Annotated in this window: 9 protein-coding genes and 4 pseudogenes; all 13 read left to right on the top strand. The window is 59.7% G+C overall.

The genetic code is table 11. The annotated features are described in order from the left end of the window. Positions 1–29: 29 nt before the first annotated feature. Complete coding sequence (locus E0Z06_RS15770; RefSeq protein ID WP_001447541.1) at positions 30–914, top strand: DUF3363 domain-containing protein; 885 nt, start codon at positions 30–32, stop codon at positions 912–914. A gap of 216 nt (positions 915–1,130) precedes the next feature. Beyond that, complete coding sequence (locus tag E0Z06_RS15895; RefSeq protein WP_347812430.1) at positions 1,131–1,850, top strand: Bcr/CflA family efflux MFS transporter; 720 nt, start codon at positions 1,131–1,133, stop codon at positions 1,848–1,850. Beyond that, the gene (locus E0Z06_RS15890) at positions 1,802–2,224 is read left to right on the top strand and encodes a hypothetical protein (RefSeq protein ID WP_347812429.1); all 423 of its coding nucleotides are present in this window, start codon (positions 1,802–1,804) and stop codon (positions 2,222–2,224) included. Before E0Z06_RS15895 ends, E0Z06_RS15890 begins: the two co-directional genes overlap by 49 nt. 145 nt (positions 2,225–2,369) lie before the next feature. After that, positions 2,370–2,722, top strand: a pseudogene (locus E0Z06_RS12495) (LysR family transcriptional regulator). A gap of 65 nt (positions 2,723–2,787) precedes the next feature. Beyond that, positions 2,788–4,279: pseudogene (locus E0Z06_RS12490) on the top strand (IS91-like element ISVsa3 family transposase). 30 nt (positions 4,280–4,309) lie between these two features. Then, on the top strand, positions 4,310–5,194 hold the full coding sequence (locus E0Z06_RS15765) for a DUF3363 domain-containing protein (protein WP_001447541.1): 885 nt from the start codon (positions 4,310–4,312) through the stop codon (positions 5,192–5,194). 216 nt (positions 5,195–5,410) lie between these two features. After that, positions 5,411–6,624, top strand: a pseudogene (gene floR / locus E0Z06_RS12480) (chloramphenicol/florfenicol efflux MFS transporter FloR). 27 nt (positions 6,625–6,651) lie between these two features. Beyond that, positions 6,652–6,957, top strand: coding sequence for a LysR family transcriptional regulator (locus E0Z06_RS12475; RefSeq protein WP_001255015.1), 306 nt, complete (start codon positions 6,652–6,654; stop codon positions 6,955–6,957). 111 nt (positions 6,958–7,068) lie between these two features. Next, positions 7,069–8,562, top strand: coding sequence for an IS91-like element ISVsa3 family transposase (locus tag E0Z06_RS12470; protein WP_001120888.1), 1,494 nt, complete (start codon positions 7,069–7,071; stop codon positions 8,560–8,562). Positions 8,563–8,592: 30 nt separating this feature from the next. Continuing rightward, on the top strand, positions 8,593–9,477 hold the full coding sequence (locus E0Z06_RS15760) for a DUF3363 domain-containing protein (RefSeq protein WP_001447541.1): 885 nt from the start codon (positions 8,593–8,595) through the stop codon (positions 9,475–9,477). A 216-nt stretch (positions 9,478–9,693) separates the two neighbouring features. After that, positions 9,694–10,908 (top strand): chloramphenicol/florfenicol efflux MFS transporter FloR, encoded by a 1,215-nt coding sequence (gene floR / locus E0Z06_RS12460; protein ID WP_132585192.1) that lies wholly within the window; start codon positions 9,694–9,696, stop codon positions 10,906–10,908. A gap of 83 nt (positions 10,909–10,991) precedes the next feature. Further along, positions 10,992–11,297 carry a LysR family transcriptional regulator gene (locus tag E0Z06_RS12455; RefSeq protein WP_001255015.1) on the top strand — a complete coding sequence of 102 codons (306 nt, stop codon included), beginning with the start codon at positions 10,992–10,994 and terminating at the stop codon, positions 11,295–11,297. 111 nt (positions 11,298–11,408) lie between these two features. Continuing rightward, positions 11,409–11,813 (top strand): annotated as a pseudogene (locus tag E0Z06_RS12450) (IS91 family transposase); the annotation flags it as partial. Positions 11,814–11,900: the final 87 nt, after the last annotated feature.

Here is an 11,900-nt window from a genome sequence, read left to right as displayed (position 1 = left end):
GAGCCTGAAGGCCAACGATACCAATCAAAATGCTGCGTTCACAGCGCCGCGGCAGGGATCCGCCGTGCTGGTTGTCGGAAAAGGAGCCGCTAGTGGGAAAGAGGAGGGTAAATTTTCAGCGTTGCTGGCTCCCCGTCAGCCGGATTGGGTTGCATCGCAGGGGTGTCGAAAGAGTCAACTGCGGTCCAAAGCTGTTGGACTTGGGTGAAAAGGGCGTTTATTCTTCCTATACGTGCCGCGTTCCAGGCGGCGACTATGAGGGCTATGTCGATGCCCATGTGCGCCGGCTGGAGGCGCTACGCCGGGCCGGTATCGTCGAGCGGATCGACGCCGACCAATGGCGCATCCCCGATGATCTGGTCAGCCGTGCCGCCGCCCATGACGCCGGCCGAGACAGTCAGGCCAGCGTTCGCGTCCTTTCCCCGGTCGATCTGAACAAACAGATCGGATCGGACGGCGCGACCTGGCTGGACCGGCGGCTGATCCACGGCGAGACGGCCGACCTTGCGCCAACCGGCTTCGGGCAACAAGTCCGCGAAGCCATGGACCAGCGCCGCGAGCACCATATCGAACAGGGCGACGCCACCCGCAGCCGGGACAGCCGCGTCTTCTACCGGCGCAACCTTCTCGCCATCCTGCGGGAGCGCGAGGTAGCCGGCGTCGGATCGGATATGGCTTTGAGTAAGGGCCTGCCGTTCCGCGCCGCCACGGACGGCGAGAGCGTCAGCGGCAAGTTTACCGGAACCGTGCATCTATCGAGCGGCAAGTTCGCCGTGGTCGAGAAATCCCATGAGTTCACCCTTGTCCCGTGGCGGCCGATCATCGACCGCCAACTCGGCCGCGAGGTTATGGGCATCGTGCAGGGCGGGTCGGTGTCGTGGCAGTTAGGGCGGCAGAGGGGGCTGGAACGCTGAGTGCGCCCATGCCGCATTGCGAAGCAAAAGATAATCGGATAAAATGTAGCAATTCATATTCGTAAGCGTGGAGTAATCAGATGGGAAATTCCAAGTCAGCAGACAAGTAAGCCGCAACAACCAGTATTGTTGTTGCGGCGCTCTGTAAGGCTAGTCTCATCTGATTGCTGACGAGCAGACGTCGCCCGGTATTCCTTAATCGAGGGTTGATTCGTCATGACCACCACACGCCCCGCGTGGGCCTATACGCTGCCGGCAGCACTGCTGCTGATGGCTCCTTTCGACATCCTCGCTTCACTGGCGATGGATATTTATCTCCCTGTCGTTCTAGCGATGCCCGGCATCCTGAACACGACGCCCGCTATGATCCAACTCACGTTGAGCCTCTATATGGTGATGCTCGGCGTGGGCCAGGTGATTTTTGGTCCGCTCTCAGACAGAATCGGGCGACGGCCAATTCTACTTGCGGGCGCAACGGCTTTCGTCATTGCGTCTCTGGGAGCAGCTTGGTCTTCAACTGCACCGGCCTTTGTCGCTTTCCGTCTACTTCAAGCAGTGGGCGCGTCGGCCATGCTGGTGGCGACGTTCGCGACGGTTCGCGACGTTTATGCCAACCGTCCTGAGGGTGTCGTCATCTACGGCCTTTTCAGTTCGATGCTGGCGTTCGTGCCTGCGCTCGGCCCTATCGCCGGAGCATTGATCGGCGAGTTCTTGGGATGGCAGGCGATATTCATTACTTTGGCTATACTGGCGATGCTCGCACTCCTAAATGCGGGTTTCAGGTGGCACGAAACCCGCCCTCTGGATCAAGTCAAGACGCGCCGATCTGTCTTGCCGATCTTCGCGAGTCCGGCTTTTGGGTTTACACTGTCGGCTTTAGCGCCGGTATGGGCACCTTCTTCGTCTTCTTCTCGACGGCTCCCCGTGTGCTCATAGGCCAAGCGGAATATTCCGAGATCGGATTCAGCTTTGCCTTCGCCACTGTCGCGCTTGTAATGATCGTGACAACCCGTTTCGCGAAGTCCTTTGTCGCCAGATGGGGCATCGCAGGATGCGTGGCGCGTGGGATGGCGTTGCTTGTTTGCGGAGCGGTCCTGTTGGGGATCGGCGAACTTTACGGCTCGCCGTCATTCCTCACCTTCATCCTACCGATGTGGGTTGTCGCGGTCGGTATTGTCTTCACGGTGTCCGTTACCGCGAACGGCGCTTTGGCAGAGTTCGACGACATCGCGGGATCAGCGGTCGCGTTCTACTTCTGCGTTCAAAGCCTGATAGTCAGCATTGTCGGGACATTGGCGGTGGACTTTTAAACGGTGACACAGCGTGGCCCGTGACTGTTACGCCACGGCGATGGCGGTACTGGTTTCGTTGGGGCTGGTGCTCCTTCGGCTCCGTGGGGCTGCCACCGAGAAGTCGCCAGTCGTCTAACCGACGACTGGTAGCAGGCCCGCTCCGATGCGGCGCACTAACCATCGAAACCTCGTGAATGTCGGTATCCTGTCTGGCAGGATACCGCTCATTTCCCTTGTTCAGTTCATCGCCGTCGCCGAGCATCTGAATTTCGGCATGCGGCCAAGGCACTTGGTATCAGCCAGTCGAGCGTCAGCGCGCGTGTGAAAGCGCTGGAGGATAACCTTGGTGTCCTGCTATTTGAGCGCCATGCGCGGGGCGTTCGGCTAACAGACGCAGGCAGGCACTTCATGGAGCGTGTCACGGCGGGTGTCGATCAACTCGATCACGCAGTGAAGACCGCGGGAGTGACGGGCACTGGCTGGCAATGGTCTAGCAACGGCAGGCATTTCGGCTGAGGGTAAAAGAACTTTCCGCTAAGCGATAGACTGTATGTAAACACAGTATTGCAAGGACGCGGAACATGCCTCATGTGGCGGCCAGGACGGCCAGCCGGGATCGGGATACTGGTCGTTACCAGAGCCACCGACCCGAGCAAACCCTTCTCTATCAGATCGTTGACGAGTATTACCCGGCATTCGCTGCGCTTATGGCAGAGCAGGGAAAGGAATTGCCGGGCTATGTGCAACGGGAATTTGAAGAATTTCTCCAATGCGGGCGGCTGGAGCATGGCTTTCTACGGGTTCGCTGCGAGTCTTGCCACGCCGAGCACCTGGTCGCTTTCAGCTGTAAGCGTCGCGGTTTCTGCCCGAGCTGTGGGGCGCGGCGGATGGCCGAAAGTGCCGCCTTGCTGGTTGATGAAGTACTGCCTGAACAACCCATGCGTCAGTGGGTGTTGAGCTTCCCGTTTCAGCTGCGTTTCCTGTTTGCCAGCCGGCCCGAGATCATGGGGTGGGTGCTGGGCATCGTTTACCGCGTCATTGCCACGCACCTGGTCAAGAAAGCGGGCCATACCCACCAAGTGGCCAAGACGGGCGCGGTCACCCTGATCCAGCGTTTTGGATCGGCGCTCAATCTGAATGTTCACTTCCACATGCTGTTTCTCGACGGTGTGTATGTCGAGCAATCCCACGGCTCAGCGCGTTTCCGCTGGGTCAAGGCGCCGACCAGCCCAGAGCTCACCCAGCTGACGCACACCATCGCCCACCGGGTGGGTCGCTATCTGGAACGGCAAGGCCTGCTGGAACGGGATGTCGAAAACAGCTATCTGGCCTCGGATGCGGTGGATGACGACCCGATGACACCCCTGCTGGGGCACTCGATCACTTACCGTATCGCTGTCGGTTCACAGGCGGGGCGAAAGGTGTTCACTTTGCAAACTCTGCCGACCAGTGGTGATCCGTTCGGTGACGGGATTGGCAAGGTAGCCGGGTCCAGCCTGCACGCCGGCGTGGCGGCCAGGGCCGATGAACGCAAGAAGCTCGAACGGCTGTGCCGGTACATCAGCCGCCCGGCGGTATCCGAGAAGCGGCTGTCGTTAACACGAGGCGGCAACGTGCGCTACCAGCTCAAGACGCCGTACCGGGACGGCACCACGCACGTCATTTTCGAACCATTGGATTTCATTGCAAGGCTGGCCGCCCTGGTACCGAAGCCAGAGTCAACCTAACCCGCTTCCACGGGGTGTTCGCACCCAACAGTCGGCACCGGGCGTTGGTCACGCCGGCAAAACGGGGCAGGGGCAACAAGGTCAGGGTGGCTGATGAACCGGCAACACCAGCACAACGGCGAGCGTCGATGACATGGCGCAACGGCTCAAGCGTGTTTTCAATATCGACATCGAGACCTGCAGCGGCTGCGGCGGCGCCATGAAAGTCATCGCCTGCATTGAAGACCCTATAGTGATCAAGCAGATCCTTGATCACCTGAAGCACAAAGCCGAAACCAGCGGGACCAGGGCGTTACCCGAAAGCCGGGCGCCACCGGCTGAGCTGCTCCTGGGTCTGTTTGACTGACGAGCCTGAAGGCCAACGATACCAATCAAAATGCTGCGTTCACAGCGCCGCGGCAGGGATCCGCCGTGCTGGTTGTCGGAAAAGGAGCCGCTAGTGGGAAAGAGGAGGGTAAATTTTCAGCGTTGCTGGCTCCCCGTCAGCCGGATTGGGTTGCATCGCAGGGGTGTCGAAAGAGTCAACTGCGGTCCAAAGCTGTTGGACTTGGGTGAAAAGGGCGTTTATTCTTCCTATACGTGCCGCGTTCCAGGCGGCGACTATGAGGGCTATGTCGATGCCCATGTGCGCCGGCTGGAGGCGCTACGCCGGGCCGGTATCGTCGAGCGGATCGACGCCGACCAATGGCGCATCCCCGATGATCTGGTCAGCCGTGCCGCCGCCCATGACGCCGGCCGAGACAGTCAGGCCAGCGTTCGCGTCCTTTCCCCGGTCGATCTGAACAAACAGATCGGATCGGACGGCGCGACCTGGCTGGACCGGCGGCTGATCCACGGCGAGACGGCCGACCTTGCGCCAACCGGCTTCGGGCAACAAGTCCGCGAAGCCATGGACCAGCGCCGCGAGCACCATATCGAACAGGGCGACGCCACCCGCAGCCGGGACAGCCGCGTCTTCTACCGGCGCAACCTTCTCGCCATCCTGCGGGAGCGCGAGGTAGCCGGCGTCGGATCGGATATGGCTTTGAGTAAGGGCCTGCCGTTCCGCGCCGCCACGGACGGCGAGAGCGTCAGCGGCAAGTTTACCGGAACCGTGCATCTATCGAGCGGCAAGTTCGCCGTGGTCGAGAAATCCCATGAGTTCACCCTTGTCCCGTGGCGGCCGATCATCGACCGCCAACTCGGCCGCGAGGTTATGGGCATCGTGCAGGGCGGGTCGGTGTCGTGGCAGTTAGGGCGGCAGAGGGGGCTGGAACGCTGAGTGCGCCCATGCCGCATTGCGAAGCAAAAGATAATCGGATAAAATGTAGCAATTCATATTCGTAAGCGTGGAGTAATCAGATGGGAAATTCCAAGTCAGCAGACAAGTAAGCCGCAACAACCAGTATTGTTGTTGCGGCGCTCTGTAAGGCTAGTCTCATCTGATTGCTGACGAGCAGACGTCGCCCGGTATTCCTTAATCGAGGGTTGATTCGTCATGACCACCACACGCCCCGCGTGGGCCTATACGCTGCCGGCAGCACTGCTGCTGATGGCTCCTTTCGACATCCTCGCTTCACTGGCGATGGATATTTATCTCCCTGTCGTTCTAGCGATGCCCGGCATCCTGAACACGACGCCCGCTATGATCCAACTCACGTTGAGCCTCTATATGGTGATGCTCGGCGTGGGCCAGGTGATTTTTGGTCCGCTCTCAGACAGAATCGGGCGACGGCCAATTCTACTTGCGGGCGCAACGGCTTTCGTCATTGCGTCTCTGGGAGCAGCTTGGTCTTCAACTGCACCGGCCTTTGTCGCTTTCCGTCTACTTCAAGCAGTGGGCGCGTCGGCCATGCTGGTGGCGACGTTCGCGACGGTTCGCGACGTTTATGCCAACCGTCCTGAGGGTGTCGTCATCTACGGCCTTTTCAGTTCGATGCTGGCGTTCGTGCCTGCGCTCGGCCCTATCGCCGGAGCATTGATCGGCGAGTTCTTGGGATGGCAGGCGATATTCATTACTTTGGCTATACTGGCGATGCTCGCACTCCTAAATGCGGGTTTCAGGTGGCACGAAACCCGCCCTCTGGATCAAGTCAAGACGCGCCGATCTGTCTTGCCGATCTTCGCGAGTCCGGCTTTTTGGGTTTACACTGTCGGCTTTAGCGCCGGTATGGGCACCTTCTTCGTCTTCTTCTCGACGGCTCCCCGTGTGCTCATAGGCCAAGCGGAATATTCCGAGATCGGATTCAGCTTTGCCTTCGCCACTGTCGCGCTTGTAATGATCGTGACAACCCGTTTCGCGAAGTCCTTTGTCGCCAGATGGGGCATCGCAGGATGCGTGGCGCGTGGGATGGCGTTGCTTGTTTGCGGAGCGGTCCTGTTGGGGATCGGCGAACTTTACGGCTCGCCGTCATTCCTCACCTTCATCCTACCGATGTGGGTTGTCGCGGTCGGTATTGTCTTCACGGTGTCCGTTACCGCGAACGGCGCTTTGGCAGAGTTCGACGACATCGCGGGATCAGCGGTCGCGTTCTACTTCTGCGTTCAAAGCCTGATAGTCAGCATTGTCGGGACATTGGCGGTGGCACTTTTAAACGGTGACACAGCGTGGCCCGTGATCTGTTACGCCACGGCGATGGCGGTACTGGTTTCGTTGGGCTGGTGCTCCTTCGGCTCCGTGGGGCTGCCACCGAGAAGTCGCCAGTCGTCTAACCGACGACTGGTAGCAGGCCCGCTCCGATGCGGCGCACTAACCATCGAAACCTCGTGAATGTCGGTATCCTGTCTGGCAGGATACCGCTCATTTCCCTTGTTCAGTTCATCGCCGTCGCCGAGCATCTGAATTTTCGGCATGCGGCCAAGGCACTTGGTATCAGCCAGTCGAGCGTCAGCGCGCGTGTGAAAGCGCTGGAGGATAACCTTGGTGTCCTGCTATTTGAGCGCCATGCGCGGGGCGTTCGGCTAACAGACGCAGGCAGGCACTTCATGGAGCGTGTCACGGCGGGTGTCGATCAACTCGATCACGCAGTGAAGACCGCGGAGTGACGGGCACTGGCTGGCAATGTCTAGCAACGGCAGGCATTTCGGCTGAGGGTAAAAGAACTTTCCGCTAAGCGATAGACTGTATGTAAACACAGTATTGCAAGGACGCGGAACATGCCTCATGTGGCGGCCAGGACGGCCAGCCGGGATCGGGATACTGGTCGTTACCAGAGCCACCGACCCGAGCAAACCCTTCTCTATCAGATCGTTGACGAGTATTACCCGGCATTCGCTGCGCTTATGGCAGAGCAGGGAAAGGAATTGCCGGGCTATGTGCAACGGGAATTTGAAGAATTTCTCCAATGCGGGCGGCTGGAGCATGGCTTTCTACGGGTTCGCTGCGAGTCTTGCCACGCCGAGCACCTGGTCGCTTTCAGCTGTAAGCGTCGCGGTTTCTGCCCGAGCTGTGGGGCGCGGCGGATGGCCGAAAGTGCCGCCTTGCTGGTTGATGAAGTACTGCCTGAACAACCCATGCGTCAGTGGGTGTTGAGCTTCCCGTTTCAGCTGCGTTTCCTGTTTGCCAGCCGGCCCGAGATCATGGGGTGGGTGCTGGGCATCGTTTACCGCGTCATTGCCACGCACCTGGTCAAGAAAGCGGGCCATACCCACCAAGTGGCCAAGACGGGCGCGGTCACCCTGATCCAGCGTTTTGGATCGGCGCTCAATCTGAATGTTCACTTCCACATGCTGTTTCTCGACGGTGTGTATGTCGAGCAATCCCACGGCTCAGCGCGTTTCCGCTGGGTCAAGGCGCCGACCAGCCCAGAGCTCACCCAGCTGACGCACACCATCGCCCACCGGGTGGGTCGCTATCTGGAACGGCAAGGCCTGCTGGAACGGGATGTCGAAAACAGCTATCTGGCCTCGGATGCGGTGGATGACGACCCGATGACACCCCTGCTGGGGCACTCGATCACTTACCGTATCGCTGTCGGTTCACAGGCGGGGCGAAAGGTGTTCACTTTGCAAACTCTGCCGACCAGTGGTGATCCGTTCGGTGACGGGATTGGCAAGGTAGCCGGGTCCAGCCTGCACGCCGGCGTGGCGGCCAGGGCCGATGAACGCAAGAAGCTCGAACGGCTGTGCCGGTACATCAGCCGCCCGGCGGTATCCGAGAAGCGGCTGTCGTTAACACGAGGCGGCAACGTGCGCTACCAGCTCAAGACGCCGTACCGGGACGGCACCACGCACGTCATTTTCGAACCATTGGATTTCATTGCAAGGCTGGCCGCCCTGGTACCGAAGCCCAGAGTCAACCTAACCCGCTTCCACGGGGTGTTCGCACCCAACAGTCGGCACCGGGCGTTGGTCACGCCGGCAAAACGGGGCAGGGGCAACAAGGTCAGGGTGGCTGATGAACCGGCAACACCAGCACAACGGCGAGCGTCGATGACATGGGCGCAACGGCTCAAGCGTGTTTTCAATATCGACATCGAGACCTGCAGCGGCTGCGGCGGCGCCATGAAAGTCATCGCCTGCATTGAAGACCCTATAGTGATCAAGCAGATCCTTGATCACCTGAAGCACAAAGCCGAAACCAGCGGGACCAGGGCGTTACCCGAAAGCCGGGCGCCACCGGCTGAGCTGCTCCTGGGTCTGTTTGACTGACGAGCCTGAAGGCCAACGATACCAATCAAAATGCTGCGTTCACAGCGCCGCGGCAGGGATCCGCCGTGCTGGTTGTCGGAAAAGGAGCCGCTAGTGGGAAAGAGGAGGGTAAATTTTCAGCGTTGCTGGCTCCCCGTCAGCCGGATTGGGTTGCATCGCAGGGGTGTCGAAAGAGTCAACTGCGGTCCAAAGCTGTTGGACTTGGGTGAAAAGGGCGTTTATTCTTCCTATACGTGCCGCGTTCCAGGCGGCGACTATGAGGGCTATGTCGATGCCCATGTGCGCCGGCTGGAGGCGCTACGCCGGGCCGGTATCGTCGAGCGGATCGACGCCGACCAATGGCGCATCCCCGATGATCTGGTCAGCCGTGCCGCCGCCCATGACGCCGGCCGAGACAGTCAGGCCAGCGTTCGCGTCCTTTCCCCGGTCGATCTGAACAAACAGATCGGATCGGACGGCGCGACCTGGCTGGACCGGCGGCTGATCCACGGCGAGACGGCCGACCTTGCGCCAACCGGCTTCGGGCAACAAGTCCGCGAAGCCATGGACCAGCGCCGCGAGCACCATATCGAACAGGGCGACGCCACCCGCAGCCGGGACAGCCGCGTCTTCTACCGGCGCAACCTTCTCGCCATCCTGCGGGAGCGCGAGGTAGCCGGCGTCGGATCGGATATGGCTTTGAGTAAGGGCCTGCCGTTCCGCGCCGCCACGGACGGCGAGAGCGTCAGCGGCAAGTTTACCGGAACCGTGCATCTATCGAGCGGCAAGTTCGCCGTGGTCGAGAAATCCCATGAGTTCACCCTTGTCCCGTGGCGGCCGATCATCGACCGCCAACTCGGCCGCGAGGTTATGGGCATCGTGCAGGGCGGGTCGGTGTCGTGGCAGTTAGGGCGGCAGAGGGGGCTGGAACGCTGAGTGCGCCCATGCCGCATTGCGAAGCAAAAGATAATCGGATAAAATGTAGCAATTCATATTCGTAAGCGTGGAGTAATCAGATGGGAAATTCCAAGTCAGCAGACAAGTAAGCCGCAACAACCAGTATTGTTGTTGCGGCGCTCTGTAAGGCTAGTCTCATCTGATTGCTGACGAGCAGACGTCGCCCGGTATTCCTTAATCGAGGGTTGATTCGTCATGACCACCACACGCCCCGCGTGGGCCTATACGCTGCCGGCAGCACTGCTGCTGATGGCTCCTTTCGACATCCTCGCTTCACTGGCGATGGATATTTATCTCCCTGTCGTTCTAGCGATGCCCGGCATCCTGAACACGACGCCCGCTATGATCCAACTCACGTTGAGCCTCTATATGGTGATGCTCGGCGTGGGCCAGGTGATTTTTGGTCCGCTCTCAGACAGAATCGGGCGACGGCCAATTCTACTTGCGGGCGCAACGGCTTTCGTCATTGCGTCTCTGGGAGCAGCTTGGTCTTCAACTGCACCGGCCTTTGTCGCTTTCCGTCTACTTCAAGCAGTGGGCGCGTCGGCCATGCTGGTGGCGACGTTCGCGACGGTTCGCGACGTTTATGCCAACCGTCCTGAGGGTGTCGTCATCTACGGCCTTTTCAGTTCGATGCTGGCGTTCGTGCCTGCGCTCGGCCCTATCGCCGGAGCATTGATCGGCGAGTTCTTGGGATGGCAGGCGATATTCATTACTTTGGCTATACTGGCGATGCTCGCACTCCTAAATGCGGGTTTCAGGTGGCACGAAACCCGCCCTCTGGATCAAGTCAAGACGCGCCGATCTGTCTTGCCGATCTTCGCGAGTCCGGCTTTTTGGGTTTACACTGTCGGCTTTAGCGCCGGTATGGGCACCTTCTTCGTCTTCTTCTCGACGGCTCCCCGTGTGCTCATAGGCCAAGCGGAATATTCCGAGATCGGATTCAGCTTTGCCTTCGCCACTGTCGCGCTTGTAATGATCGTGACAACCCGTTTCGCGAAGTCCTTTGTCGCCAGATGGGGCATCGCAGGATGCGTGGCGCGTGGGATGGCGTTGCTTGTTTGCGGAGCGGTCCTGTTGGGGATCGGCGAACTTTACGGCTCGCCGTCATTCCTCACCTTCATCCTACCGATGTGGGTTGTCGCGGTCGGTATTGTCTTCACGGTGTCCGTTACCGCGAACGGCGCTTTGGCAGAGTTCGACGACATCGCGGGATCAGCGGTCGCGTTCTACTTCTGCGTTCAAAGCCTGATAGTCAGCATTGTCGGGACATTGGCGGTGGCACTTTTAAACGGTGACACAGCGTGGCCCGTGATCTGTTACGCCACGGCGATGGCGGTACTGGTTTCGTTGGGGCTGGTGCTCCTTCGGCTCCGTGGGGCTGCCACCGAGAAGTCGCCAGTCGTCTAACCGACGACTGGCGACTTCTCCGTGGGGCTGCCACCGAGAAGTCGCCAGTCGTCTAACCGACGACTGGTAGCAGGCCCGCTCCGATGCGGCGCACTAACCATCGAAACCTCGTGAATGTCGGTATCCTGTCTGGCAGGATACCGCTCATTTCCCTTGTTCAGTTCATCGCCGTCGCCGAGCATCTGAATTTTCGGCATGCGGCCAAGGCACTTGGTATCAGCCAGTCGAGCGTCAGCGCGCGTGTGAAAGCGCTGGAGGATAACCTTGGTGTCCTGCTATTTGAGCGCCATGCGCGGGGCGTTCGGCTAACAGACGCAGGCAGGCACTTCATGGAGCGTGTCACGGCGGGTGTCGATCAACTCGATCACGCAGTGAAGACCGCGGAGTGACGGGCACTGGCTGGCAATGTCTAGCAACGGCAGGCATTTCGGCTGAGGGTAAAAGAACTTTCCGCTAAGCGATAGACTGTATGTAAACACAGTATTGCAAGGACGCGGAACATGCCTCATGTGGCGGCCAGGACGGCCAGCCGGGATCGGGATACTGGTCGTTACCAGAGCCACCGACCCGAGCAAACCCTTCTCTATCAGATCGTTGACGAGTATTACCCGGCATTCGCTGCGCTTATGGCAGAGCAGGGAAAGGAATTGCCGGGCTATGTGCAACGGGAATTTGAAGAATTTCTCCAATGCGGGCGGCTGGAGCATGGCTTTCTACGGGTTCGCTGCGAGTCTTGCCACGCCGAGCACCTGGTCGCTTTCAGCTGTAAGCGTCGCGGTTTCTGCCCGAGCTGTGGGGCGCGGCGGATGGCCGAAAGTGCCGCCTTGCTGGTTGATGAAGTACTGCCTGAACAACCCATGCGTCAGTGGGTGTTGAGCTTCCCGTTTCAGCTGCGTTTCCTGTTTGGGGTCGTTTGCGGGAAGGGGCGGAATCCTACGCTAAGGCTTTGGCCAGCGATATTCTCCGGTGAGATTGATGTGTTCCCAGGGGAT

Source organism: Rheinheimera sp. D18, from assembly GCF_004345025.1.
Taxonomy (GTDB): Bacteria; Pseudomonadota; Gammaproteobacteria; order Enterobacterales; family Alteromonadaceae; genus Alishewanella; species Alishewanella metallidurans.
Note: the sequence above shows the minus strand (reverse complement) of the source record. Positions and strands in the feature narration are given on the sequence as shown.

What these genes read in the sequence shown, in the direction of transcription:
- E0Z06_RS15890 (WP_347812429.1), top strand. Translation starts at nt 1,802, where the DNA reads ATGGGCACCTTCTTCGTCTTCTTCTCGACGGCTCCCCGTGTGCTCATA.
- E0Z06_RS15895 (WP_347812430.1), top strand. Translation starts at nt 1,131, where the DNA reads ATGACCACCACACGCCCCGCGTGGGCCTATACGCTGCCGGCAGCACTG.
- E0Z06_RS15760 (WP_001447541.1), top strand. Translation starts at nt 8,593, where the DNA reads ATGCTGCGTTCACAGCGCCGCGGCAGGGATCCGCCGTGCTGGTTGTCG.
- E0Z06_RS12455 (WP_001255015.1), top strand. Translation starts at nt 10,992, where the DNA reads ATGCGGCGCACTAACCATCGAAACCTCGTGAATGTCGGTATCCTGTCT.
- E0Z06_RS12475 (WP_001255015.1), top strand. Translation starts at nt 6,652, where the DNA reads ATGCGGCGCACTAACCATCGAAACCTCGTGAATGTCGGTATCCTGTCT.
- floR (WP_132585192.1), top strand. Translation starts at nt 9,694, where the DNA reads ATGACCACCACACGCCCCGCGTGGGCCTATACGCTGCCGGCAGCACTG.
- E0Z06_RS15765 (WP_001447541.1), top strand. Translation starts at nt 4,310, where the DNA reads ATGCTGCGTTCACAGCGCCGCGGCAGGGATCCGCCGTGCTGGTTGTCG.
- E0Z06_RS12470 (WP_001120888.1), top strand. Translation starts at nt 7,069, where the DNA reads ATGCCTCATGTGGCGGCCAGGACGGCCAGCCGGGATCGGGATACTGGT.
- E0Z06_RS15770 (WP_001447541.1), top strand. Translation starts at nt 30, where the DNA reads ATGCTGCGTTCACAGCGCCGCGGCAGGGATCCGCCGTGCTGGTTGTCG.